General features: G+C 65.4%; 22 protein-coding genes. 6 read left to right on the top strand and 16 right to left on the bottom strand.

Features of this window, described 5'->3' with window-relative positions:
* Window positions 1-260: 260 nt before the first annotated feature.
* From QCE62_RS28705 to QCE62_RS28695, 3 genes are all read right to left on the bottom strand, one after another.
* Entirely contained in the window at window positions 261-1,322 is a 1,062-nt protein-coding gene (locus QCE62_RS28705) for an alkene reductase (protein ID WP_309925799.1), read from the bottom strand.
* A 53-nt stretch (window positions 1,323-1,375) separates the two neighbouring features.
* The gene (locus QCE62_RS28700) at window positions 1,376-1,669 is read right to left on the bottom strand and encodes a metalloregulator ArsR/SmtB family transcription factor (RefSeq protein ID WP_309925798.1); all 294 of its coding nucleotides are present in this window, start codon (window positions 1,667-1,669) and stop codon (window positions 1,376-1,378) included.
* 100 nt (window positions 1,670-1,769) lie between these two features.
* Window positions 1,770-2,063, bottom strand: coding sequence for a hypothetical protein (locus QCE62_RS28695; RefSeq protein WP_309925797.1), 294 nt, complete (start codon window positions 2,061-2,063; stop codon window positions 1,770-1,772).
* Window positions 2,064-2,268: 205 nt separating this feature from the next.
* Between QCE62_RS28695 and QCE62_RS28690 the strand changes: the two genes are divergently transcribed.
* The 3 genes from QCE62_RS28690 to QCE62_RS28680 all read left to right on the top strand — a co-directional run bounded on the left by QCE62_RS28690 (window position 2,269) and on the right by QCE62_RS28680 (window position 5,427).
* On the top strand, window positions 2,269-2,643 hold the full coding sequence (locus QCE62_RS28690) for a DUF2946 domain-containing protein (protein ID WP_309925796.1): 375 nt from the start codon (window positions 2,269-2,271) through the stop codon (window positions 2,641-2,643).
* A gap of 165 nt (window positions 2,644-2,808) precedes the next feature.
* Window positions 2,809-4,905, top strand: a complete 2,097-nt coding sequence (locus QCE62_RS28685; RefSeq protein WP_309925794.1) for a TonB-dependent receptor domain-containing protein — start codon at window positions 2,809-2,811, stop codon at window positions 4,903-4,905.
* Between the two features lie 114 nt (window positions 4,906-5,019).
* Window positions 5,020-5,427, top strand: a complete 408-nt coding sequence (locus QCE62_RS28680) for a DUF6232 family protein (RefSeq protein WP_309819501.1) — start codon at window positions 5,020-5,022, stop codon at window positions 5,425-5,427.
* 11 nt (window positions 5,428-5,438) lie between these two features.
* Here QCE62_RS28680 and QCE62_RS28675 read toward each other — a convergent pair whose 3' ends face one another.
* The 5 genes from QCE62_RS28675 to phnS form a co-directional block, all read right to left on the bottom strand.
* Complete coding sequence (locus tag QCE62_RS28675; RefSeq protein WP_309925793.1) at window positions 5,439-7,892, bottom strand: glycogen/starch/alpha-glucan phosphorylase; 2,454 nt, start codon at window positions 7,890-7,892, stop codon at window positions 5,439-5,441.
* A gap of 258 nt (window positions 7,893-8,150) precedes the next feature.
* Complete coding sequence (gene phnV, locus QCE62_RS28670) at window positions 8,151-8,963, bottom strand: 2-aminoethylphosphonate ABC transport system, membrane component PhnV (RefSeq protein ID WP_309925792.1); 813 nt, start codon at window positions 8,961-8,963, stop codon at window positions 8,151-8,153.
* A 1-nt stretch (window position 8,964) separates the two neighbouring features.
* A complete protein-coding gene (phnU, locus tag QCE62_RS28665) occupies window positions 8,965-9,891 on the bottom strand; it encodes a 2-aminoethylphosphonate ABC transporter permease subunit (RefSeq protein WP_309925791.1) in 927 nt (308 codons plus the stop codon).
* Window positions 9,869-10,930 carry a 2-aminoethylphosphonate ABC transport system ATP-binding subunit PhnT gene (gene phnT, locus QCE62_RS28660; RefSeq protein ID WP_309925790.1) on the bottom strand — a complete coding sequence of 354 codons (1,062 nt, stop codon included), beginning with the start codon at window positions 10,928-10,930 and terminating at the stop codon, window positions 9,869-9,871. The genes phnU and phnT overlap by 23 nt, the downstream gene beginning before the upstream one ends.
* A gap of 1 nt (window position 10,931) precedes the next feature.
* Window positions 10,932-12,005: a 2-aminoethylphosphonate ABC transporter substrate-binding protein gene (gene phnS / locus QCE62_RS28655; protein WP_309925788.1), complete on the bottom strand. Its 1,074-nt coding sequence runs from the start codon at window positions 12,003-12,005 to the stop codon at window positions 10,932-10,934.
* 288 nt (window positions 12,006-12,293) lie between these two features.
* Between phnS and QCE62_RS28650 the strand changes: the two genes are divergently transcribed.
* Entirely contained in the window at window positions 12,294-13,064 is a 771-nt protein-coding gene (locus QCE62_RS28650; protein WP_309925786.1) for an alpha/beta hydrolase, read from the top strand.
* A 46-nt stretch (window positions 13,065-13,110) separates the two neighbouring features.
* Here the strand turns inward: QCE62_RS28650 and QCE62_RS28645 are convergent, their stop codons facing one another.
* Entirely contained in the window at window positions 13,111-13,890 is a 780-nt protein-coding gene (locus tag QCE62_RS28645; RefSeq protein ID WP_309925784.1) for a DeoR/GlpR family DNA-binding transcription regulator, read from the bottom strand.
* A gap of 183 nt (window positions 13,891-14,073) precedes the next feature.
* Here QCE62_RS28645 and QCE62_RS28640 point away from each other — a divergent pair, with 183 nt between their 5' ends.
* Together QCE62_RS28640 and QCE62_RS28635 are read left to right on the top strand one after the other, a co-directional pair.
* Window positions 14,074-14,259, top strand: coding sequence for a hypothetical protein (locus QCE62_RS28640; RefSeq protein ID WP_309925783.1), 186 nt, complete (start codon window positions 14,074-14,076; stop codon window positions 14,257-14,259).
* Window positions 14,260-14,342: 83 nt separating this feature from the next.
* Entirely contained in the window at window positions 14,343-15,224 is an 882-nt protein-coding gene (locus QCE62_RS28635; RefSeq protein WP_309925781.1) for a DMT family transporter, read from the top strand.
* A 25-nt stretch (window positions 15,225-15,249) separates the two neighbouring features.
* Here QCE62_RS28635 and QCE62_RS28630 read toward each other — a convergent pair whose 3' ends face one another.
* The 7 genes from QCE62_RS28630 to QCE62_RS28600 form a co-directional block, all read right to left on the bottom strand.
* Window positions 15,250-16,437, bottom strand: a complete 1,188-nt coding sequence (locus QCE62_RS28630; protein WP_309925780.1) for a L,D-transpeptidase — start codon at window positions 16,435-16,437, stop codon at window positions 15,250-15,252.
* Between the two features lie 215 nt (window positions 16,438-16,652).
* On the bottom strand, window positions 16,653-16,919 hold the full coding sequence (locus QCE62_RS28625) for an RNA-binding protein (RefSeq protein WP_309925779.1): 267 nt from the start codon (window positions 16,917-16,919) through the stop codon (window positions 16,653-16,655).
* A gap of 245 nt (window positions 16,920-17,164) precedes the next feature.
* On the bottom strand, window positions 17,165-17,698 hold the full coding sequence (locus tag QCE62_RS28620) for a hypothetical protein (RefSeq protein WP_309925777.1): 534 nt from the start codon (window positions 17,696-17,698) through the stop codon (window positions 17,165-17,167).
* A 187-nt stretch (window positions 17,699-17,885) separates the two neighbouring features.
* On the bottom strand, window positions 17,886-20,042 hold the full coding sequence (gene katE, locus QCE62_RS28615) for a catalase HPII (RefSeq protein ID WP_309927487.1): 2,157 nt from the start codon (window positions 20,040-20,042) through the stop codon (window positions 17,886-17,888).
* A gap of 6 nt (window positions 20,043-20,048) precedes the next feature.
* Window positions 20,049-20,714 carry a TetR family transcriptional regulator gene (locus tag QCE62_RS28610; protein WP_309925775.1) on the bottom strand — a complete coding sequence of 222 codons (666 nt, stop codon included), beginning with the start codon at window positions 20,712-20,714 and terminating at the stop codon, window positions 20,049-20,051.
* A gap of 32 nt (window positions 20,715-20,746) precedes the next feature.
* Window positions 20,747-24,034 (bottom strand): efflux RND transporter permease subunit, encoded by a 3,288-nt coding sequence (locus tag QCE62_RS28605; protein WP_309925773.1) that lies wholly within the window; start codon window positions 24,032-24,034, stop codon window positions 20,747-20,749.
* 12 nt (window positions 24,035-24,046) lie between these two features.
* Window positions 24,047-25,216 carry an efflux RND transporter periplasmic adaptor subunit gene (locus QCE62_RS28600; RefSeq protein ID WP_309925772.1) on the bottom strand — a complete coding sequence of 390 codons (1,170 nt, stop codon included), beginning with the start codon at window positions 25,214-25,216 and terminating at the stop codon, window positions 24,047-24,049.
* Between the last annotated feature and the right edge of the window lie 92 nt (window positions 25,217-25,308).

The following is a 25,308-nucleotide window of genomic DNA, read 5'->3' as shown; positions in this document are numbered from 1 at the left end:
ATTGTCCCTAACAAGTCCGCAATTTTTTGTGAGCGGCAATTGCCCGGCGGTCGTCAGGGTCGAAGTTCGTCGATGAGCGCTTTGAGGGCGCTTGGAGGGCGCTTTGGTTGAGGCAACTTACGGAGGGAGAGACGCGGACGCTGATGCGCGCGCAGAGAGGGGCCGAATGGCGGGGAGAGGGAAACTGGCTTGCGCCCGATGCGCGAGCATTGAAGAACGACGGCGCGCGCCGTCGTTCTCCTCTTTTTCAATGCGTGGGTTTATTCCGCCGTTTCGAGCAGCGGATAGTCCGTGTAGCCCTTCGCACCGGGCGCGTAGAACGTCGAGGTGTCCCAGTCGTTCAGCGCGGCGTCCTGCTCAAAGCGGCGCACCAGATCCGCGTTCGCGATGAACGTCTTGCCCCAGGCGACGGCATCGGCATCGCCGCGCGCGATGATCGCTTCGGCGCTCGCCTTCGAGAACCCTTCGTTCACGATATACACGCCACCAAAGGCCTTTTTCAGTTGCGGCCCGAGGCTGTCGCCCGCTTCATGCTCACGCGCCGCGATGAACGCAATCTTGCGACGGCCGAGTTCGTGCGCCACATAACCGAAGGTGGCTGCACGGTCGCTGTCGCCCATCGTGTGCGAATCCGCGCGCGGTGCCAGATGCACGCCCACGCGGTCCGCACCCCACACATCGATACATTCGTCGACCACTTCGAGCAGCAGGCGCGCACGGTTTTCAATCGCGCCGCCGTAGGCATCGGTACGCTTGTTGGTGCTGTCCTGCAGGAACTGGTCGAGCAGATAGCCGTTCGCGCCATGCACTTCGACGCCGTCGAAACCGGCGCGCTTCGCATTCTCCGCGCCCTTGCGGAATGCAGCGACCACGCCGGCAATTTCATCCAGCTCGAGCGCGCGCGGCGTCACGAACGGACGCTGCGGACGCACGAGACTCACATGTCCGCCCGCCGCGATGGCGCTCGGCGCCACGGGCAGCTCGCCGTCGAGGAACACGGGGTCCGAGATGCGGCCCACATGCCACAGTTGCAGCATGATCTTGCCGCCGGCATCGTGAACGGCCTTCGTCACGAGCTTCCAGCCTTCCACCTGCTCATCCGACCAGATGCCCGGCGTGTCGGCATAGCCGACGCCCTGCGGCGTCACCGAGGTGGCCTCGCTGAGAATCAGGCCGGCCGATGCGCGGTCCGCATAGTACTGCGCCATCAGCGCGTTCGGCACACGCTCGACACCGGCACGCTGACGCGTGAGCGGGGCCATGATGATGCGGTTCTTGAGCGTAAGTGCGCCTACCTTGAGCGGATCGAAGAGAGTCGTCATGTAATGGCATCCTAAATAAGTTTGAAGCTGGACTGCGCCGGGAAACACCTTGCTCAGAGCTTCGCGAGGGAATCGCGGAACGCCTGGATCACCGCTTCGTCGCGCTTGAAGAACACCCATTGTCCAACGCGCTTCGTGGTGACGAGTCCGGCCCTTTGCAGAACAGAGAGATGTGCCGAAACGGTGGACTGCGACATGTCGCAGCGCCCATCGATCTGGCCCGCGCATACGCCGTGCAGATGCGGCAGTTCCTGATCAGGGAAATGCAGTTCCGGCTCCTTCAACCACTCGAGAATCTCGCGGCGAAGGGGGTTGGCGAGGGCCTTGTGAATTGCGTCGATGTCCATTTCGGTGCTCTTGCGTCTGACGAAACGGATGCAAAGGCTTCCGAAATCGTCTTGCGTCGAAGTTTATATCGGGAATTTACGATATGCAAGTGCCGACGCATCACCGGTCCGCAATCTCTGGCGTGGAGGCGGCGCCAGCAGGGGTCGAATGGCAGGCCGAGAACGGCACGACCCAGCCGCCGGAACGCATCGTGCCTTCGACGAAGGCGTCCTGGGCGAAGCGCCCCTTGAGGATGGTGCCGTCGGGGCGCGTTTCGACGCCCTGACCGTCGGCCTTGCCGTTCACGACCTGTCCGACGTAGCGGCCGCCGTCCGCGCGTGTGAGGGTGTCGGCGGCGGCATGCCGGGCCATGCATGCCATGGCCAGGCACAACGAAACCGTGCGCACGTTCATGCGACCTCCCGTGCCGTGAGCTTCCTGCGAACACGCTGCCACAGCGAGCCAGGCGCCTCGGTGCGCTGTGCCGCACATGCAATGGCATGCACCGTTTCACGCACCGTATTTATTCCGGGAATTTCCGGGCAATTTGTTCTGTAATACCACGTAGCCGATGGCATAATCGCCGCCGTCACGATTTCCGTCCTTACATCTGATCACGATGCGCCGTCGCCTCCATCAACGAACGGGTTCACTGCTGGCGCTGTTCGCCATGCTGCTGATCACGTTCGCCCCGGCGATCTCGCAGTTGCTCGCGGCGCATGCGCGTACCGCCGACTTCACTGCGGAACTGTGCTCGGCGCACGCGACACCCGCGGACGAACATCGCAACTCCGATGCCCCCGCGCACCTCGGCGGCCAGGCCTGCGGCTACTGTCACGTCTTCGCGCACGCGCCTGGCTTGCCGGCCGTACGGCTGGCGTTCGCGCTGGATATTCCTGCGCGGCAACCCGTCGCGCCCACGCCTGCGCGCGACACGCGGCGCGTCACGCACTTCTCCCCGGCGCAACCACGCGCCCCGCCCGTTCTGATCTGACCTCGTTCCATGACGCGATGCCTTGCCGGCATCGAACGGTTTCGCACGCCTGTGCGCGTGCGCGATCTTTCACGACCGATATCAGAGAAGAACCATGCACCTGTGCCCGATCCCTTGCGGCAGCGAGCCGACCTCGCCTGCTTCCACGCTCGTGGAGGCGAAACAATGAAATACGCCCTCGCCAGAAGAAGCGCCTTCGCTACCGGCGTGAGCCTGCTGTTTGCCTCGCGCGCGTTTGCCCAGACGACGCCTGAGCCCGCCGCCACGCTCCCCGCCGTGATCGTGCAGGGACAGTCCGATCAGTCGCTCACGTCGCAGAGCGTCGCCCAGGACAAACGCAAGCTCTTCGAGACGGTCGGCTCGGTCGGTTTCGTCGACGGCGACGACTTCCAGAACACCTACGCCTTCACCCTGCGCGATGTGCTCAAGAACGTCCCCGGCGTGTTCGTGCAGAACCGCTATGGCCAGGAACTGCGGCTGTCGATCCGCAGCTCGGGCATCGCGCGCAGCTATCACACGCGCGGACTCGAAATCCTCCAGGACGGCATTCCGACCAACCTCGCCGACGGCAGCGGCGACTACTATCAGATCGACCCCATCGCGCTGCAATCCGTCGATGTCTACAAGGGCGGCAACGGCCTCGCGTACGGCTCGTCGATGCAGGGCGGCGCGATCGACTTCATTACGCCGACCGCCCGCACCGCCGAAGCGCCGAACATCCTTCGCCTCGAAGGCGGCAGCTACGGCACGGTGCGCAGCAGTGCGCAGTTCTCGCGCGTGCTGGGGCCGCTGGATTTCATCGGCACGTTTTCGGTGAATCATGCGGATGGCTATCGCGATCACGAACGCGGGCAGTACGAGCAGTTCAACGCGAACATCGGCTACCGCTTTTCGCCGGAAGTGGAAACGCGCTTCTATCTCGGCGTCTATGTCGTGGATCAGGAACTGCCGGGCACGCTCTCGCTCAGCGACGCCCTGAACAATCCCACCAAAGCGGCGCCGAGCGCGCTGTCCGGCGATCAGGCACGCGACACGCGCACCGAACGCATCGCCAACAAGACGAGCGTGAAGCTCGATGTCGGCCAGCTCGACGTCGTCACCTGGGCGATACACAAGAGTCTCTATCACCCGATCTTCCAGGTGCTCGATCAGGACGGCTGGACCTACGGCATCGCGCCGCGCTACACGGCGACGCTCAATCTGGGCGGCATGCGCAACGACGTGATCGCGGGCGCGCGCTTCTTCGGCGGCAATACTCAGGCGCGGCAGTACGTCAATGTCTCGGGCAACGAAGGCACGCAGACGCTCGATTCCACGCAAAGCGCCTATAACTACGAAGCCTACGTGGAAGACCGCCTGTTCTTCCTGCCGACTGTCGCGCTGATGGCGGGCTTCAAGGCGTTGCGCGATGTGCGCCAGTATGTCGACCATGGCGGACTCGCCGCCGACCCGACCTACAAGTCGACCAGCGAAACCTTCAGCGGCGTGAATCCGAAACTCGGACTGCTGTGGCAGCCCAGCCGCGAAATCCAGGCGTACGTGGACGTCACGCGCAGCCAGGACGTGCCCGACTTCAGCGACCTGACGCAGACCTTCTCGAACACGACGCAATTCACGCCGCTGAGCGCGCAACATGCGTGGACGCTAGAACTCGGCACGCGCGGCACGCGCGATCGTGTGAGCTGGGACCTGACGGCATATCGCTCGATCGTGCGCGATCAGTTGCTGCAATACACGACGAGCCCCGACATCCCCGCCTCCACCTTCAATGCGAACAAGACCGTGCTGCAAGGTGTAGAAGCGGGCATTTCAGTGGACGTGCTGCGCAATCTGACGAGCCGCGGCGCGGGCGACAAGGTGACGCTCTCCGGCGTGTGGAACCTGAGCGACTTCCGCTTCAAGGACGATCCGGTGTACGGCAACAACCGCATTGCGGGCGTGCCGGTGAACGTGATGCGCGCGGTGCTCGGCTACTCGCGGCCCAACGGGTTTCATATTTCGGCATCGGTGGACTGGGTGCCGGCAGGCGCCTGGGCCGACGACGCCAACACGCTGCGCGTGCCCGGCTACACCTTGCTCGGCCTCCAGGCGGGCATGGACTTCAAAAACGGGCTGTCGGTCTTCCTGGACGCGCGCAACCTGACCAACAAGCGCTATGTCAGCGACATCAGCACGGTCGCCGACGCCCGCACGGCATCGACCGCGATCTTCTATCCGGGCGAGGGACGCAGCGTCTTCGCGGGTGTCCGCTACGCCTTCTAGGCTGCCTCACGTGGCGGATCCGGCGGCCCGTGTCGATACGGCACACGCCGCCAGACCGCGCGGTCTGGTAACCTGCCCGGTTTCACCGGTCGTCGGAACCTCTACGCAACGCTTATGGATACTCCCTTCAACGAACGCGGCGTCACGTTGTCGCGCGCGGGCCTGTCGGCCTCGGGCCAGATGATCCCGCTGCGCGAACTGCGCGCGGCGCGCGTCGTCATGATTCCGCGCCAGAAGCCGCTGCCGATCCTTTTCGCGCTGATCGGGCTCGTGGTGCTGGGCGCGGGCATCTTCACCGGCTCGGGCGCGGCGCTCGTGCTCGGCATCATGATCGTCGTGGTCGGCTACCTGACCTGGATCACGCAGGACGTCATCTATCAACTGATGGTGGCCACGCCCGACGGCGAACGCGAAGTGCTCATCACGAAGGATCAGGACTTCGCGGACAAGGTGGCCGCGCTGGTCGCCGAGGCGGTCGCGAAGCATGCGGCGAACTCTGCGGCAGTCAAGCCGCAGAGCTGATCGTCACGGAGTCAGGTGATCTGCAACGGCTCGACATGCCAGATATCGCGGGCATACTCCGCGATCGTGCGGTCCGACGAGAAAATGCCCATGCCGGCCACGTTCTCGATGGCGCTCCGGGTCCACGCGTCCCTGTCGCGGAACTTGAGATCGACTTCGGTCTGGGTCTTGTCGAAGCTGTCGAAGTCGGCGAGCACCATGTAGTGATCGCCCCAGTCCACCAGCGTGTGGAAGATGTCGTAGAAGCGGTGCGGCTCTTCCGGCGAGAAATGCCCGAGGCGGATCTGGTCGAGCGCCACCTTCAGCTCCGGGTTCTCTTCATAGATCTGCCGCGGCCGATACCCCGCCGCGCGCAAGGACTCGATCTCGTCGGTCGTGTTGCCGAAGATGAAGATGTTCTCGCGCCCCACCGCATCGCAGATCTCGATGTTCGCGCCATCCAGCGTGCCGATGGTCAGCGCGCCGTTCAGCGCGAGCTTCATGTTGCCGGTGCCCGATGCTTCGGTGCCGGCCATCGAGATCTGTTCGGAGAGATCCGCTGCCGGAATGATCAGCTCCGCGACGCTCACGCCATAGTTCGGGATGAAGCCCACTTTCAGGCGATCGCCGATCAGCGGGTCCGCGTTGATCTTCTTCGCGACGTCGTTGATGAGCTTGATGATGTTCTTCGCCATCTTGTACGCCGACGCCGCCTTCCCCGCGAACATCACCACGCGCGGCGTCCAGTCCTTCTCCGGATTCTCGCGAATGCGGTTGTAGCGCACGATCACGTACAGGATATTGAGCAGCTGCCGCTTGTACTCGTGGATTCGCTTCACCTGGAGGTCGAACAGCGCCTCGGGATTGATGATCGCGTTGGCGTCGCGTTTCGCGCGTTCGACGAGCCGCAGCTTGCTCGCGAACTTCGCGTCATGAAACGCCTTGCGGAATTCGGGATCGTCGCGCCATTCGCGCAGCCGGCCGAGTTCGAATAGATCGGTGCGCCAGCGCGGCCCGAGGCGCTTGTCGATCAGGCTGGACAGCGACGGACTCGCCTGCGCCAGCCAGCGGCGCGGCGTGACGCCGTTCGTCACGTTGGTGAAGCGCTCCGGATACATGCGCGCGAAGTCGGAGAAGATGTTCTGCACCATCAACTGCGAGTGCAGCTTCGAGACGCCGTTCACCTTGTGACTCGCGACGATCGCCAGATGCGCCATGCGCACGCGGCGCTGACCGTATTCATCGACGAGCGAGATGCGGCGGATCAACTCCACGTCACGGCCGAACTTCTCGGTGACCTGCTTCAGGAACTGCGCGTTGATCTCGAAGATGATTTCCAGATGCCTGGGCAGCAGCCGCGCGAGCATCTCGACATCCCACGTCTCGAGCGCTTCCGGCATCAACGTGTGATTCGTGTATGAGAACATCTGCTGGATCAGCTTCCACGCCTTGTCCCATGGCAGATGATGACGGTCCACCAGCAGGCGCATCAGTTCGGGAATCGCCAGCACCGGGTGGGTGTCGTTCAGATGCACCGCCACCTTCTCGGCGAGCCGCCCGAAGTGCGTATGCGTGCGCTGATAGCGGCGGATCAGATCCTGCATCGTCGCGGAGACGAAGAAGTATTCCTGGCGCAGACGCAGTTCGCGGCCGGCTTGCGTCGAATCATCCGGATACAGCAGCCGCGACACGTGTTCGGACGTGTTCTTCGCTTCCACCGCGCGGCGATAGTCGCCCTGGTTGAAGGCGGAGAGATCGAACTCGTCGGTCGCGCGCGCGGACCACAGGCGTAACGTGTTGGTCGCCGTGGTGGCGAAGCCGGGGATGACCGTGTCGTAGGCCATCGCGTTGACGTGCTCGGTATCGATCCAGTCGGTGCGGTCCTCGTGCTGCACAGTACGCCCGCCGAAGTGCACGGTGTACACGACCTCGGGACGCGGAAACTCCCACGGATTGCCCGCGCGCAGCCAGTAGTCGGGCATTTCAACCTGATTGCCGTCGACGATGGTCTGGCGGAACATCCCGTATTCGTAACGGATGCCATAGCCGAAACCGGGCACGCCGACCGTTGCCATCGAGTCGAGGAAGCAGGCAGCGAGACGGCCCAGACCGCCGTTGCCGAGCGCGGCATCGGGTTCGAGATCTTCCAGCGCGGAGAGATCGACGCCGAGGCCGGCGAGCGCATCGCGCACCTCGTCGTGAATGCCGAGCGCGAGCAGCGCATTGGTGAAGGTCCGGCCGATGAGGAACTCCATCGACAGGTAATAGACGCGTTTCACGTCCTGTTCATATTGCAGACGAGTGGTGCGCATCCAGCGCGCCACGAGGCGGTCCCGCACCGCCAGTTCGACGGCATGCAGCCAGTCGCGCGGCTGCGCGGTGACCGCATCCTTGCCCACGCCGTACATCAGGCGGTTCGAGATGGAGCGCCTGAGCGCATCGACAGTACTATTGAGCTGGTCGAATTCCAGGTCGACGGATGTCATCGAAACCTCCGGTTATTGCGTCATATGCAGCGACCGCGAAAGCGCATCCGGAGTTCACCGACTGGACGCATTTACCGGCCATCGCTCCGTTCCGCGCGGGTGCGGTCGCGCCTGAACGTGCAGGTTACGCCAGTTTTATTGTTTTTGGTATGACGGCTCGTGCACCGCAATGAGGCCCGGGAATTGCTGACCGGCGCCCTCGCCCTGCTCGGCGCGAGGGAAATATTTACTTCGCCATCCGTATGATTGGCATGCTTCTCAACGGCGCGGGGTCCGCGCGGCGATCAGCAGCAGCGCGGCAAGCGAGATGCCCAGCAGGATCAGCGATAGCGCCGACGCCGGCAGATAGTAGCCGCGGTTGACCTGCCCCACGACAACGATAGGCACCGTCGCGAAGCCCGGCGGATATACCGTGAGCGTCGCGCCCAGTTCGCCGAGCGACAGCGCGAAGCCCAGCGCCAGGCTGGCGCGGATCGCCAGCACGAGTTGCGGCAGCACGACCCGCAACAGCACCATGCGCGGCGGCGCGCCGAGACTCGCGGCCGCCTCGCGCAGCGTCATCAGCTCGGGGCGCAGCGCCGCCGCCGCGCAGCGGTAGCAGAACGGCAGCACCAGCGCGAACTGCACCAGCACGACGATGGCCGCCGAACCGGAGAGATCGAGCGGACGCTTGTGATACGCGATCAGCACCGCGAGACCGAGCACGACGCTCGGCACGCCGCTGCCCATCATCGCGACGGCATCGACGAGCGCGCCGAGGCCGCGCCGGTCGCGTCCTTCCAGAGCAAGCGCGAGCCAGAGCCCCAGCGCGGTGCCGAGCACCGCCACGCCGACACCGACTTCGAGGCTCGTGATGACGGCGTCGAAGTCGCTGGATGAGAGGCGCGCGAACCAGCGCGTGCTGTAGCCGTCGGGCAGGATCGTGCCGGACCAGTGCGACGCGACGCTCGACAGCGCGACCACGCCCACCGGCAGCACGAACAGCCAGAAGCACAGCAGCGCGACGCATGCCGTCGCGATGAAACTCAGGACGGCGCCGGGCCTGAAGCGCGAAGCAAGGGCAAGCTGCATGTCAACGTCCTTTCGACCGGCGTTCCGCGCGCCGGTAGAGCGCATGCAGCGACAGCGACATCAGCAGCATCACGACCGCGCCGGCGGCCGCGCTGGGCAGGTCGAGATCGACGGTCGCGGCGCTGTAGATGGCGATCGGCAAGGTAACCAGATGCGCGCTGCCGAGCACGAGCAGAATGCCGAACTCGTTCAGCGTCAGCAGGAAACACAGCACCGTGCCCGCCGCGATGCCCGGCCACGCGAGCGGCAGCACGACCTTCAGCGCGACCATCCAGCCATTCGCACCGAGGCTCCGTGCCGCTTCGACGAGACGCAGATCGAGCGTCGCATAGGACGCGAGCGTCGGACGCACGACGAACGGCGCATAGAACACCACTTCCGCCAGGATCACGCCGCCGATGCCGAACAGGAAGTCGAGCGGCGTGGCATCGAGCGAAAAGAGCCGTTGCAGGCCGATGCTCACCGAACCCTGCGAGCCATACAGAAAGATCAGCGTGAAGGCCACGAGAAACGAAGGAAACGCGACAAACAATTCCAGGAAGCGCGTCAGCAGCCGCGCGCCCGCGAACGGCCTGAAGAACAGCATCGAGGCGAGCCCGACACCGAGCACTGAAGCAATGCTCGCACTCGCGAACAAGATCCCAAGCGTCGTGCCGATCATGCCGCGCGTTTCGGGATTGCCGAAGAACGCCGTATAGGCATGCAGCGTGAAGCCTTGCGGTCCGCTTACGCTCAGCATCGCGAGACGCGCGAGCGGATAGACCACGAGCGGCCCGAGCACGACCACGAGAATGAACATCAGATGCCACTGTGCGCGCCGCGCGCGGCGTTTCGCGGCGGCGGCATGCACGGCGAACTGCGCGGACAGTTCGGCGTCGCCGGGGGGCTCGTCGCGCGCGACGCTGTCAGGGACGAACAAGGACGACATCGTCAGCCTCGAAACTCAAAGAGACGCGCGCGCCCTGCTCCGGCGCACGGGCGTGGCCGCGCTGCATCGCGACGAGCACCGGCTCGCCGGGCAACGCATCGAGCGCGACCGAGATGGACAACGCGGCGCCATACCATTCGACGGACGCAATCGTGCCATGCAGGCGGCCTTCGCCCAGCGGCACGATCCTGAAGCTTTCCGGACGGATGCACGCCAGCCGCTCACGCTCCTCATGGCGCGCATTCCCAAGCGGATACACCACGCGCGGCGGCAGCAGGTTCGCCGCGCCGAGATAGCACGCGACGTAGGCATCGTTCGGCGCGTCATACAGTTCGCGCGGCGCGCCCAGTTGCGCGATGCGGCCATCGCGCATCAACAGCGTGCGGTCAGAGAGCACGAGCGCGTCGTCCTGATCGTGGGTCACGCAGACGATCGTCAGGTTCGGCAGGCGTTCATGCAGCGCCTTCAGTTCGCTGCGCACGGACGCGCGCAGGTTGGCATCGAGTGCGGACAGCGGCTCGTCGAGCAACAGCACGTCCGGCTCGATGACCAGCGCACGCGCCAGCGCCACGCGCTGCTGCATGCCGCCCGACAATTGCGCGGGCATCACATGGCCGGCATCGGACAGTTGCACGAGCTTGAGCGCATCGGCGACGCGGCGCGCGATCTCGCCGCCCGCCAGCCGGCGCGCGCGCAGGCCGAAGGCGACGTTGTCGAACACCGAGAGATGCGGAAACAGCGCATAGCTCTGGAACAGCAAGCCAAGATTGCGCCGATGCGGCGGCGCGTGCGTCAGGTCGCGGCCGGCGATCGACAGCCGGCCGGCGAGCGCATCGGCGGCGACGAAGCCCGCGATGAAGCGCAACAGCGTGGTCTTGCCGCAGCCGCTCTTGCCGAGCACCGTCAGGAACTCGCCGCGCTCGACATGCAGCGAGAGATCGTCCAGCACGGCGCGCGCACCGAAGCGCACCGTGAGCCGGTCGATCTGCACGCCGGGCGTCGCATCGACGCCCGCTGTGTGGCTGGGAATCGCGTTCACGTTACGACTTCGGCTTGACCACTTCGGTCTGCTTGCCCGTGTTGCCGATCACTTCGTTCTTCCAGCGCTCGGTCCAGCCGGCCTTCTTTGCCATGACCTGGTTCCAGTCGACCGGAATCAGCTTCACGCCCGCGATGGCCTGCTTCACGGCCTCGCCGTTCTTGCCGGCGAGCGGCACGTCGGTGCGGCCCGGAATGCCGTAGATGTCCGGCACCTTCGCCTGCACTTCCGGCGACATCAGATAGTCGATCAGCTTCTTGCCTTCGGCCTGGTTCGGACCGCTCCTGATGAGGCCGATCGCATACGGCAGCTGGAACGTGCTCGGCGCTTCGCCGGCCTTGTGCGAGAGGAACAGCGGCTTGATCGAGAGACCGCCGTTGGCGGCGTCGTCGAGGTCCATCTGCAGGTCGCCGTTCGCGAAGGCGATCTCGTTGCGCGAGAGCAGCACGTCGAGATAGCCGGTGCCCTTCGTGTGGAACTTGGCGCTCTGCTCGAGGTTCTTCAGATAGCTGAACGCGGCGTCTTCGCCCATCAGCGCCGAGGTCAGGATGATGACGGCCATGCCGTCGCCGGCGGTGGCGGGATTCGAATACGCGATCTTGCCCGAGTAGTTCGGATGCAGCAGGTCAGCGAAGGTGCGCGGCGCGTTCTTCGTGACGTCGGGATTGATCGCGAACGAAAAGTAGTTGTTCACGAACGTGGCCCACGCACCATCCTGCGCTTTCGCGATCGCCGGAACGTTCTTGTAGTTCACGCTCGCGTACGGCTGCAGCAGGCCGCCCTGCTGCGCCTGCTGGATGAACGGCGGCAGCGTGACGAGCACGTCGGCCTTCGGTGCATCCTTCTCCACCGTCGCGCGGTTCACGACTTCGCCGCTGCCCGCCGTGACGATGTTGACCTTCACGCCTTCCTTCTTCTCGAACGCGGGCAGCACGTCCTTGTAGAGGTTCTCGAGACCGTCGGCGGTATAGAGAACGACGGCTTCGGCGGCGTGCACGGGCATCGCGGCAAACAGGCTGACTGCAGCGGCGATCGCCGGCAGCACGGCGCGCGCAAGGCGCAAATCGCGGGTCATGGTGATGAGCTCTCTGATGTCGGGAGGATTCGAGGCGGTTTCAACCTCGAACCGGAGAATTGCAGATATCCGTGACATCGACGTGAACCCACCACGATTTGCCAATAATCGGCACTTTTCGCCAACCTTGCAGCGCCCGAACATCAGGGCGAATCCGTGATCCGCCCAAGCCGAACGAACTTCGCGCTCCAGACGCCTTCGATGCCTTGCGATGCATTTCGCGCCCACATACGATGCCGTCCGCTTTACTTAAGAACTGCCGCTTCCCTACTCATCTGGAGCATGAACATGCGCATTTCCTTGTCCCTTTCCCGCGCCGCAGCAGGCGTGATGCTGTCGCTCGGCGCAATGGCCTCCCACGCGGCTCCCGCCGAGCCGATCAAGAACATCGTCCTCGTGCACGGCTTTTTCGCCGATGGTTCCGGCTGGCAGCCGGTCGCCAACATCCTTGCGCACGACGGCTACAAGGTCTCCGTCGTGCAGGAGCCGGAAACCTCGTTCGAGGATGACGTGATCGCCACGCGGCGCGTCCTCGACCAGCAGGACGGCCCGGCCATCCTGGTCGGCCACAGCTACGGCGGCGCCGTGGTGACCGAAGCCGGCAATCACGACAAGGTCGCCGGCCTCGTATACGTGGCCGCATTCGAACCGGACGCGGGTGAATCGCCTGCTTCGCTGTCGAAGAAGACGCCGCCTGCGAGCAATGCCATCAAGCTCACGCCGGACGGCTATCTGTATCTGGATCCGGCCCGCTTCCATGCGGATTTCGCAGCCGATCTTCCCGTCGCCGAAACCAACTTCATGGCCATCTCGCAGGTGATGCCGAACGCGAAGGACTTTGGCACGCCGATCAAGCAGGCCGCCTGGAGGACCAAGCCGAGCTGGGGCGTCATCGCTACCGCGGACCGCATGATCAGTCCCGAACTGGAACGCTCGATGACCCGGCGCGCGGGCAGCAAGACGATCGAACTGAAGTCGAGTCACGTGCCCTTCATGTCGCATCCGGCCGAAGTCGCGAAGCTGATCGAGACCGCCGCGACGCAGAGCGTCAAGGAATAACGGCGGCTTTCGTCCCGTCATGCGGCCGGCAACGGCCGCTGCCGGGTCAGGTGCGCGGCGGACGGGGCTCCACGACCGGCACCACTTGCGGTCCTCTCGACGCGATGGCGCGCTGCATGGCCCGCTCCGGCGGCACTTCGCACACCAGGTAGCGCACCGTCTCGAAGCCGCGGATGCGCACCGGCGCGACGCGCCCGAACTTCGAGCAGTCCACCACCACGATCGCGCACGCGGCCGATGCGATCATCCTGCCGCGCACTTCGGCGGCCAGCCGCGAATAGTCGGTGAGATGCGCGTCCTGCGTGATCCCGCCTGCGCCGATGAACGCGAAATCCGCGTGATACTGCGTGAGCTGCGTGAGGGTATCGAGGCCGAACGCGGCGTCCTCGGCATCGGCGAGTTCGCCGCCGAGCACGGTCACCCGGTTGCCGTTGCGCCGCGCCAGCAACAGCGCGATGCGCCAGTCGTTGGTGTACACGGTCAGCCGATGCCGGTCCGCAAGCGCCCGCGCCACGGCCTGCGTGGTGCTGCCCGAATCGACGATCACCGAAGCGCCGTCCGGCACGAACGCCGCCGCCCGCACGCCGATCGCCTGCTTGGCCGCCGCGTTTTCCCCTTCGCGTATGTCGAGATGCGCTTCGCGCCGCTCCGTCGAGAGCGCGCCGCCGTGGGTCGTCGTCAGCAGGCCGCGCCCGGCGAGCGTGTTGAGATCGCGCCGCACGGTTTCGCGCGAGACGGACAGCGCGCGCAGGACGTCCGCGACCGCAAGCACGCCGTGCTTGTCAAGTTCATCGAGGATGTAGTGATGGCGTTGTTCGGGGAGCATCGCGTGTAGTCGGGATAAGGCAGCGTGAGGAGTCTAGCGGCTTTGTGTGGCAAATCCTTGGCAAGGCGGCACGCGGGACGCTGGCCCGATCGCGCAACGGATTGTTTCCGCTGCGTTGGCAATCCGGGCAGCGTCCTTCGCTAAACTCGCAGGCTTCGCACAGGTTTTGATCGAGGCAAGCGGATGTACAAGAAAGGCGTGGTCATCGAAATTCAGTTTCCGCCCGAGCGTCTCAACGATGCCGCCGGAGATCCCTACTGGATCGACCTCACGCTCGACGAGGCCAGGCGTCTGCACGCGCAACTGTCGCGTCGTCTCGACGGCGAGGCGCGCGCCAACCAGCCGCTCGATACCTTCTCGCTCGACTGAAGCGTTCCGGGTTGCACGGCCAGACAAGACACGCGCGCGCCGGAGCGACGATACTGCGGGATTCCGTTTCGTCGTCCACCTCCATGCTCTCGCTACTCGCCGCGCCGGTCTTCGTGTTCCTCTGGTCGACGGGCTTCATCGTGGCGCGCGCCATCACGCCTTACGTCGACCCGAACATGTATCTGCTCGTGCGCTTCACCGGCACGACGCTGCTGTTCACCGTGATCGCCGTGGCCGCGCGTGCGCCCTGGCCTAAAGGGCGCGATATCGGCCGGCATCTGTTCGCGGGAGCGTTGCTGCAAGGCGTCTATCTCGGCTCGGGTTATTGGGCGGTCGCGCAAGGGCTGGGCGTGGGCATCATGGCCCTGCTCGGCGCGCTGCAACCGCTGTTGACCGCGGCCGTCGCCGCGCGCCTGTTCGGCGAACGGCTCTCTCCGCGTGCCTGGGGCGGCCTGCTGCTGGGTCTGCTCGGCGTCGCGCTCGTGCTGGCGCCGAAGATCGCGGCGAGCGGTGCGCCGGTTGCGCATGGGGCCGCTCATGCGCCCGAATGGTTCGTCGTGACGACAGCGGTCCTTGCCATCTTCGCGATCACGGCGGGAACGCTGTACCAGAAAAGCTCGCTCGCGCAATCCGATATCCGCACCGCCAGCGCACTGCAAAACGCCGGCGCGGCCGTGGTCGCGCTCGTGCTGGTGCTCGCGCTCGGCGAGCACCGCTTCGTTGCCTCGACGACCACCTGGGTTTCACTGCTGTGGGGCATCGTCATGCTGTCGGGTGTCGCGACCACGCTGCTCGTCTGGATGGTCCGGCGCGGCGATGCGTCGCGCGCAACCGCGCTGTTGTTTCTCGCACCGCCGCTTGCCGCGCTCGAAAGCTACCTGCTGTTCGGCGAAACGCTGGGCGCGCTGCAACTTGCGGGCTTCGGCGTGGCGCTGGCCGGCGTGCTGCTGGCGCGCTCGAAATAGCCTGCAGAAGCAAAGCGCGCCGCGCTCAGTCGACCGTGTCCGCGCCTGCGGGAATGTGTTCGCGCACGGCCTTTCCCGGACCCGGCGACCACGCCGGCCGCGATTTCCGCCCCGTATCCATGACGACCAGATAATGGCCCGCCCATGGCGTTGTCTTGCGCGAGGCCTTGAGGATCCACATCGACTGCCCCTCGGCGGCGCGCGCCTCGTATTGGGCGTCGAGCACGCCGTGATGATCGAAGAAAGTGTTGAGCGTCGAAGGAATGCGCACACAGCCCTTTGAATGCCGCATGCCGAGCAGCGGTTCGAGTTTCTCGGGATCGGTGGCGTGCATCTGGAAGCGCATCGGCGACTTGCCGCCCTTGCCCCAGCCGCGCTCGCCTTCCGCCCAGCCGAAATCGTAGATGCGCATGTCGCGCGCGCCGTAGCCGCGGATCTGGTACTCGTTCAAGGTGCCTTCGGCGCGGAAGTCCATGTTGCCGGGCACGTGCTGGAACACGCCGAGCGGTGTCAGGAAGTGATCGTAGGTGCCGGGGCGGCCGGTCGATACCGGCGATGCGCCGATCATCGACCATGCCTCATCGGGCCGCGCGCGGAAGTAGACGAAGAGCGCCTGCACGTTCGGGCTCCGGTCGACCAGCACGACATACTCATTGGCGAGATCGCCGTGACCTTCCTCGGCCAGCCGATGTTGCAGCAGGCGGCCATAAGCCTGCTGGTCCACGGCCGGCACCGTCAGACGGCGGCTCACTTCCTTTGCATAAGCCTCACGCATGGCGAGCGCGCCCGCTGGCGGCATGCCGGTGCGCTGCGCGAGGTTCGGCTCGGGCGGCTCCGGCGGCAGCGGCACTTCCGGCACCTGGGCTTCGGAAGCCGCGCTGGCGGCACTGGCGGCACTGGCCGCTGAGGCTGCGCTCGCCGCCGCGGCTTCGGAGGCCGCGCTTGTCGCAGACGCGCTGGACGCCGCTGCAGGCGCAGGCGCCGGAACAGGCACGGGCATCGCGGGAAGCGCACGCGCCGGGGCGCTGGCGGCACCCGGTGCGCTCGCATCAGGCAGTATGGGCGGCATGGGCGCGGCGGGCGCCGTCGCGTGCTCTTGCGTGAGCGTTCCCTGCGCCACGGCCGATACCGCGTTCAATATCAGCGCGCCTGCCAGAAACCGTGCGCCGATGATGCTCTTCTTCCTTGTCTTGCTCTTTCCTGCCTGATGCATCGAGATGAATGTTCCGCTTTGACTGGATTGCGCGAACGGTCCGTGGACGCGTCGCTTCGGTCGATGGAAGCACGCCACCGCCCTGCGGACACGCGCCCGTAGCGACGAAAAAGCCGGTGTGGTTGAGGCACCGGCTTAGCCGCCATTCCAACGTTCGTCAATCAAGCCGCAGCAAGGTTCATTCCGGGCGATCGCAGAACTTGCAAAGCAAGCGCTCAATGCAGACGGATGGAGGCATCGCCGGAAGCGGATGCGCGGGCACGCAGCGGCGCATCGAGCAAGCGCAGATGGCACAGCTTCTGGGCAATTGCTTCGCCGATGTAAGGCACATCGGTATCGAGCCGAACGGTGGCATAGGCATCGGCGGTGCCTGCGCCATGGATCTGGATGTCGCTCGCGTAGTCGCCGAGCTCATGTTCCAGGAAGCGCCGCACATCGCGCGCGGCGCAGCGCGCGGGAAGATTCCATACAAGCAGGTTCATCGCCGTCACCTTCTGGCACGCACACGAACGGGTACAGGCTTCGCGCGACGCTGCTGCACATGACGCGCGGCAAGCGTGCCGACAACGAAGAGAGACACATAGACGACGATCATGATGGCTCCACGGCAAGTGACAGGTTTGCTCAGTCTATTCCCGTAGACCCGCACCGAGCCGCGACATTCCGTCTTTTTCGATTGATCTTCACAATCGGCTGGATGCGCACCGGCAATGACCCCGTTGTACGCTTACTGGCCGTTACAGGACATGCTGGAAAGATTCGGGTAGCGGTTAGGCCAGTCGCCGGCCATCGCCGACTGCGCGTCTTTCAGCGTGATGTCGCCGGTGCAGACGCAGCGCTTCAGATAGACGGCAAGCCGTTCCTTGCGACGCTGCCCCGCGCGTCCTTCCCAGCGGCGCAGATCGAGATTCGCGGGTGAATTGGGCGAACCGCCCAGCAGGACCGGCATGCGGTGGTCGAGCGCATATTCCGATGCGAACGAAGCATCGATGCTGCGCTGCTTGAGCAGGCGCTCCTTCTGCCGCATCTGGCTTTCGAACGACGGCAGCACGCGGTCCACGTAGCCCGGCACGCAGATCGTGTCGACGATGGTCGCCTGGGTCACACGCGCATCGAGCCATTCCGCGCGCTGGGCCTGCGACATGCCCGGCGCGAACGCGAACATCGCGCAGGTACAGGCGAGCGCCGCGCGCACGGAGAAGCGGCCACGCCTGGCGCGCCGCTTCCGCCTCTCGATGACTTTCTTATCCCTTCGATTCATGCCTCTCGGTGCAATCCATCGTGCGGCCGGACGGCGCCGCTTTGTTATTGGAGAAGATCGGAGGGTCAATTAAAACACATGAATGGCGCGCCGCACGCCAACCATCGTTTGCGCGCCACGAAACAGATCAGGCGATACACGCGAAAAACGGCGCCCCACAGAGCGCCGTTTCCTGTTGCGGACCGACTCAGGCAGGCACCGATTCCGCCTTCTGCGCACGTGACCAGACGCGATGCTGGCCCATGGCCTCGATGAAGCGCTTCATCACGTCCTTGACGTCGCTGCCCACGGCGATGCCGTCATCGCCCGTGGGAAGATGCGAGGCCGCCAGCAGGTCTTCGCCGTCCGCGACAGCCGCGATGGCCTTCAGATGCTTGAAGGATTCGAGCACGAAATGACGCGCGTCACCGGATTCGGACAGCGCCTTCGCGCTCGCCTTGCCGCCGGCGACGACCACGCCGTCGAACATGATCGACGGCATGCCGAGGATGGTCGCATCCGGCTCGACGCCCTGGGCAGGTTGCGCGAGCGTCGGCGAGATGACCTTGCCGTGCGCGCCTTCAGCCGTGAGTGCGTCCTTGATGGCCTGGATGGTCGCCGCGTCCGCGCCCGGCGCGGCGAGGATGGCGACCTTGCGCGTCTTGACCGAAGGCGGCGTCTTGGCAACGATCGACAGCGCCTTCGACTCGTTCACCGACGGCGTGCCCAGTTCCTCGGCGCTTGCGCTCTTCTTCGGCACGGGCAAACCGAGATTCTCGGCGACCCGCGACGCGAGGGTCGCGTCGATATTGGCGAGGATACCGAGCTGCCGCTCGCGGATCGGCTTGCGTTCGACCTTGCTCAACTCGAACGAGTAAGCGCCCACGATGTGATCCTTTTCGGGATCCGTCATGCTGTTCCAGAACAGCGTCGCCTGCGAGTAGTGGTCCTTGAACGACGGGCTGCGCACGCGGATCTTCGAGCCTTCCACGCGCTCCGTGTAGGTCTCGAAACCGCCGCCCGCAGCGGCAGGCGGGGTTTCCTTCGGCCAGCCGCCGTCGATTGAATTCGGTTCGTACGATGCCTGACCCTTGTCGATCGTCATGCGATGCATCGCGTCGCGCTGGCCGTTGTGCAGCGGCGCGAGCGGCCGGTTGATCGGGATCTCGTGGAAGTTGGGACCGCCGAGGCGGCTGATCTGCGTGTCGGTGTAGGAGAACAGCCGGCCCTGCAGCAGCGGATCGTTCGTGAAGTCGATGCCCGGCACGATATGTCCCGGACAGAACGCCACCTGCTCGGTCTCAGCGAAGAAGTTGTCGGGATTGCGATTGAGCGTCAGCTTGCCGATCATCTGCAACGGCACGAGGTCTTCGGGGATGATCTTGGTCGGATCGAGCAGGTCGAACGGGAACTTGTGCTCGTCCTCTTCCTCGACGATCTGCACGCCCAGTTCCCATTCCGGATAGTCACCGTTGTCGATTGCTTCCCACAGATCGCGGCGATGATAGTCCGGGTCCTTGCCCGCGAGCTTCTGCGCTTCGTCCCACAGCAGCGACGCCGAGCCGATGGTCGGCCGCCAGTGGAACTTGACGAAGCGTCCCTTGCCCTGCGCGTCCACCAGCCGGAACGTGTGGATGCCGAAGCCTTCCATGGTCCGCAGGCTCTTCGGGATGGCGCGGTCGGACATCGCCCACAGCACCATGTGCGCCGATTCCGGCACCAGCGAGACAAAGTCCCAGAAGGTGTCGTGTGCGGAGCCGCCCTGCGGCATCTCGTTGTGCGGCTCGGGCTTCACGGCATGCACGAAGTCGGGAAACTTGATCGCGTCCTGTATGAAAAACACCGGCATGTTGTTGCCGACCAGATCGAAATTACCTTCCTCGGTGTAGAACTTGACCGCGAAGCCGCGCACGTCGCGCACGGTGTCCGCCGACCCGCGCGAACCCTGCACGGTCGAGAAGCGCACATAGACGGGCGTTTCCTTCGACGGATCCTGCAGGAACGCCGCCTTGCTCAGCGCCGCCTGCGATTCGTACACCTTGAACACGCCGTGAGCCGCCGATCCCCGCGCATGCACGATGCGCTCGGGAATGCGTTCGTGGTCGAAGTGCGTGATCTTTTCACGCATGATGAAATCTTCGAGCAGCGACGGACCGCGTTCCCCGGCGCGCAGGGAATTCTGGTTATCAGAAATCTTGACGCCGTGATTGGTCGTCAGGGCTTGACCGGTAGCATCGGTGCGAAAGGTTTCGAGCGCTTCCACCTTCGCGTTGCTGTTGCTGTGCGAAGGCACGCGAGCGACGCCGCTCGCCGGTTGCTTCTTTGTTGCCATGTGTGGGGACTCCGGGTGTGAGGTTCGTCTGATCGTCTCTCACCCGCGCAAGCAACGTTCCTGTTCGGAGGCACACTCCGGGCGCAACAGCGGCACGAGCCTCAGCATGCCGATGCAAACATCAGTCAAATTCGCGGCATCGCGTGGCAGGGCGATCGCATCCCGCCCGAGCAGCCAGTCCCGCAGCACGCCGCCCAGAAACGCATGGACCACGCCGGCCGCGCGCTTTACATCCAGTCCGGGCGGCAACTGCCCCCGCGCGACCGCATGCGCAAGATGGCGTCCGAACTGCTCCCGGCCGCCGACCGCCGCGTCGCGCTGCATGTCGAAGATGCACGCCGTGATGTTCGTGTGCTCGGATTTCGTGTAGAGCACCTCGCACAGGCGGCGGTTGCGCGGCGCCACCACCACCGTGCCCAGGAAATACAACAGCCGCTGACGGATCTCGCCGAGCGGATCCGGGTCCGCGCCATCGTCGACGGCATTGGCGAACACGTCCATCGGCAGCGTTACGCGCTGCATCACCTCGGCGAGCAACGCGCGCTTGTTGCGGAAATGACCGTAGACCGCGCCACGCGTAAAGCCGGCCCGCAGCGCGACCGCGTCCAGCGTGGCGGCCGATACGCCCTGCTCGGCGAATACGCATTCGGCCGCGTCGAGAATCTGCTCGCGTGTTGCAAGCGCTTCCTGTCGTGTCCGCTTCATCCGCCGTCGCACCGTTCCACGCGCCCCGCGCGTCAGGCCGGTTTGCGCTCCGCCGAAGCGTCGCCGTCGCCGTCTTCGTCTTCGTCTTCGTCCTCTTCATCGCGGCTGCCGCGCAGCATGCGCGGCGAGACTTCATCGAGCCTGTCGCCCAGCATGCGCCGCACGCTCACATAGAAGACCGGAATCAGCAGCAGCCCGAACACCGTCGCGAACAGCATGCCGCCGATCACCCCGGTGCCGATCTCATGCCGCGACACCGCACCCGCGCCCGACGAGAGCACGAGCGGGAGGACGCCGAGGATGAACGCCAGCGAGGTCATCAGGATCGGCCGCAGGCGCAGGCGTGCGGCCTGCAGCACCGCGTCGCGGAGCGTGAGGCCGTCTTTCTGGCCTTCCACCGCGAACTCGACGATCAGGATCGCGTTCTTGGCACCCAGTCCGATCACCGTGACGAGCCCGATCTTGAAGTAGATGTCGTTCGGCACGCCGAAGAGCCCGCAGAACACCAGCATGCCCAGCATGCCGAGCGGCACGACGAGCAGCACGGAGACGGGAATTGACCAGCTTTCGTAAAGCGCCGCCAGGCACAGGAACACCACGACGATCGAAAGCGCCATCAACAGCGTCGCCGACGAGCCCGACAGCAGTTCCTGATATGACTGCCCGGTCCAGTTCGCCGCGAAGCCGTGCGGCAGTCCGTGATCGACGATGTGATCGAGCGTGTTCATCGCTTGGCCCGTCGAATAGCCGGGCGCCGAATTGCCGACGATCTCGATCGCCGAATAGCCGTTGTAGCGCGGCAGCTCGGTCGGACCGTAGGCCCATCTGGCAGCGACGACGCTCGCGAGCGGCACCATGTTGTACGGCGCGATCGACGTGTTGGCGGGCGAGGGATCGACTGGCGTCGTGAAGCCGCGCGAGGCGGCGCCCGTCCCGTTGCTCGTGCTGTTGGCCGCAAACATGCCCGGCGTGAACAGATGTTGAAAGGCATCGAGCCCCATCCGGTACGGCGCGTCCGCCTGGAGATAGACCCGCTTCACGCGGCCGCCGTAAGTGAACTGGTTGACATAGGACGGCGCCAGCTCCATTCCGAGCGTCTGGTAGACATCCGTGAGCGAGAGACCCATCGCCTGCGCCTGCGTGCGGTCCACCGCGATGTCCAGCTGCTGCTGGTAAGGCAACGAGTTCGGACGGATGCCTGCCAGCACGGGACTTTTCGCGGCATCGGCGAGCAGAGTGTGTTCCGCCTGCCCCAGCTCGGCGCGCGACTGGCCCGCGCGCGCCTGCAGAAACATGTCGACGCCGCCGAACTGGCTCAGTCCGCGGATGGTCGGCAGATTGACGACGAAGATCTGCGCGTCCGCGACGCCGGACAGGATCCGGTTCATGCGCGGGATCAGCGCCATGGCCGTCGCGGACCGCTTGTCCCAGTTCGTGAGCTCGATGAAGGCCATGCCGACGTTCTCGCTCGTGCCGACGAAGCTGAAACCCTCCGGCTGGAAAATCCCGGCGATGTCACGGCTCACGTCGCTTCGGGCGAGCGTGTCGCGCACTTCGTCCATCACGTGCGCGGTGCGCTGCAAGGTCGCGCCGGGCGGCAGGTTGACGAGAGCGAGCACGAAGCCCTGGTCCTCGTCCGGCACGAAACTCGTGGGCAGACGCGCATACAGGAAGCCAGCCAGCACCGCGACCAGCGCGAACGCCATCATCCAGCGCGGCGCCCGGCGGATCATGCGGCCGGCCTGGGCCACGTAGCGTGACGCGGTCCAGTCGAAGAGCCGGTCGAACCCGCGATAGAACGCGTTCTTCTCCTTCCGATGATGCGGCTTGAGGATCGCTGCGCACAACGACGGCGTGAAGGACATGGAGAGGAAGGCGGAGCAGCCCATCGAGATGGCGATCGTCAGCGCGAACTGCGCGTAGATGATGCCCGTCGCGCCCGGTTGCAGCGCGGAAGGCACGAACACCGCCGTCAGCACCACGGTAATGGCGACGATCGCACCCGTGATCTGTGTCATGGCTTTGTGCGTCGCTGCTCGCGGCCGCGTGCCCTCCTCGCTCATGATGCGCTCGACATTCTCGATCACGACGATCGCGTCATCCACCACGATGCCGATGGCGAGCACCATGCCGAACAGCGTCAGCTGGTTGAGGGTGAAGCCGAGCGCGGCGAGGCCGATGAAGGTGCCGAGCAACGCGACCGGAATCACGAGCACCGGAATGATCGTCGCGCGCAGGTTCTGCAGGAACACCAGCATGACGAGGAACACCAGCGCGATGGCTTCGGCCAGCGTGCGGACCACGTCCTCGATCGATGCCGTGATGAACGGCGTGGTGTCGTACGGCACGGACCATGTGACGCCGGCGGGCAGGTCGCGCGCGAGCGTTCCCATCGTGGCCTTCACGGCGCGCTCCACTTTCAGCGCGTTGGCGCCCGGCAGCAGGAAGACGGCGAGGCCGCCAGCTGGTTTGCCGCGATAGGACGCCGCCACGCCGCCGGTCTGCGGCCCGAACGAAATGCGCGCGACGTCGCTCAGCCTGACCGTCGTGCCGCTGCTGTTCGACAGGACGATGATGTCGCGGAACTGTTTCATCGACGAGAACAGCGAGTCTCCCGACACGGTCGCCGTGAATGCCTGCCCCTCGATGGCCGGGTCCGCGCCCAGCGAGCCGGCCGGGAACTGCGCGTTCTGCTGGGCCACCGCATTGAAGACCTGCGTGGTCGAGAGTCCGTAGCTTTGCAGCTTGTCGGGGTCGAGCCAGATGCGCATCGCGTATTCGGAGCCGAGCAGGGTCGTGTTGCCGACACCCGTGACCCGGCCGATGGCCGGCTGGATCCGCGAGGCGACGATGTCGGACAGCTCCCCAGACCCGATGCCCGGGTTGTTCGACTGCAAGGCAATGAACATCAGGATGTCCGGGCTCGACTTTGCGACCACCACGCCTTGTTGCGTGACCTGCGAAGGCAGCAGCGGCTGCGCCAGCGCGACCCGGTTCTGCACCTGCACCTCGGCGATGTCCGGGTTGGTGCCCGTCGCGAAGCTGAGGGTGATCCGCGTCTGGCCGTTCGATCCCGAGGTCGAACTGAAGTACAGCAGGTTGTCGATGCCGGTGAGCTGCTGCTCGATCACCTGCGTGACGGTCGATTCCATGGTCTCGGCGTTCGCGCCGGGGTATTGCGCGGTGACCGTCACCTGCGGCGGCGCGATGTCCGGATAAGACGCAATGCCCATGCTGCGCACCGCCACGATCCCGAACAGCGACATCAGCACGGCGATGACCCACGCGAACACCGGACGCTCGATGAAGAAACTCGGCATGGGCAGCCTCCTCTACTTCGTCACGCCGGACGAGGCCGGCGCGGGAGCTTGCCATGCAACAGTCGCGACCTTCGCCCCCTCGTGCGCCGCCTGGAGCCCGGTCACGATGACCCGGTCGCCGTCACCGAGTCCGCGCGTGACGATCCAGTCGTTATCGTGGCTCTGGGCGGCCTCCACGTCACGGCGCGCGACCGTGTCGTGTGCATCGACGGTCAGCACGTAGGCACCCGCGGTATCGCGCAGCAAGGCTTCTTGCGGAATCAGGAACACGCCGTTCTGCCGCCCCAGGTCGACGGTCAGCGTCACGTACATGCCCGGCAGGAGGCGCCGTTCCGGGTTGGCGACCCGCGCCCGCAGATTGACGGCCCCGGTCGCGGCATTCACCGTGACGCCGGAGAAGTCGATCGTCCCGGCGCTGCCGTATGGCGCGCCGTTGGGCAGCGCGATGCGCACGGTGGTCTCGGCAGGCTTCGCAAGTTCGATGGCAGGCTGGCTCGATGGCTGTTCCAGCGTGACGAGATCGGCGGAGCTGATCGTGAAGTTCACGTACATCGGATCGATCGTCTGGATGGTCGTCAGCAGCGTGCCGTTGCCGCCGCTGTCGGACGTGCCGCTGCCCACCACCGCGCCCGCCGTGACCTGCTGCTGCCCCGCAATGCCGCTGATCGGCGCGGTCACGCGCGTGTAGTCGAGCGACACGCGCGCGCTCTGCACGGCCGCTTCATCGGCCTGTACCTTGGCCGCGGCGCTGCGCTCGGCGGCGTCGGCGTTATCGACCGTCTGCTGCGACACCGAGCCGACCGGCAGCAGCCGGCGATCGCGCGCCGCCGTGATCCGGTTGTTGACGGCCACGGCGCGGTCCTGCGCCAGCACCGCCAGCGCCGTGTCGAGCTGCGCGCGATAGAACGCCGGATCGATTTCGAAGAGCAGTTGCCCGGCCCGCACCGCCGCGCCCTCGGTGTAATCGCGCCTGAGCAGCAGTCCGGACACGCGCGCGGTGACGTTGGCGCTGTAATACGGCGACAGGCGTCCGACGAAGCTTCGCTCGAGCGGCACCGAGCGCGGCTGCACCGTCACGGTCGCGACGCGCGGCGGCGCGGGCGGCGCCGGACTCTTCGAACAGGCGGCAAGCACGATCGGACACAGGCACGACAAGGTCGCGCGTCGAAGGCGTGACGTCATATGAACTCCGCTCTTGCGGGTGACGGATGCGAGCGGTCTCTCCCTCCCGACACGCCCGCCGCTCGCTGCCCGGTCGTGTGGAGCCCAAGCGG

The sequence above is a fragment of the Caballeronia sp. LZ033 genome (assembly GCF_031451265.1).
Lineage (GTDB): Bacteria > Pseudomonadota > Gammaproteobacteria > Burkholderiales > Burkholderiaceae > Caballeronia.
The sequence above is the reverse complement of the archived record's forward strand: the minus strand, read 5'-3'. Positions and strand labels throughout refer to the sequence as shown.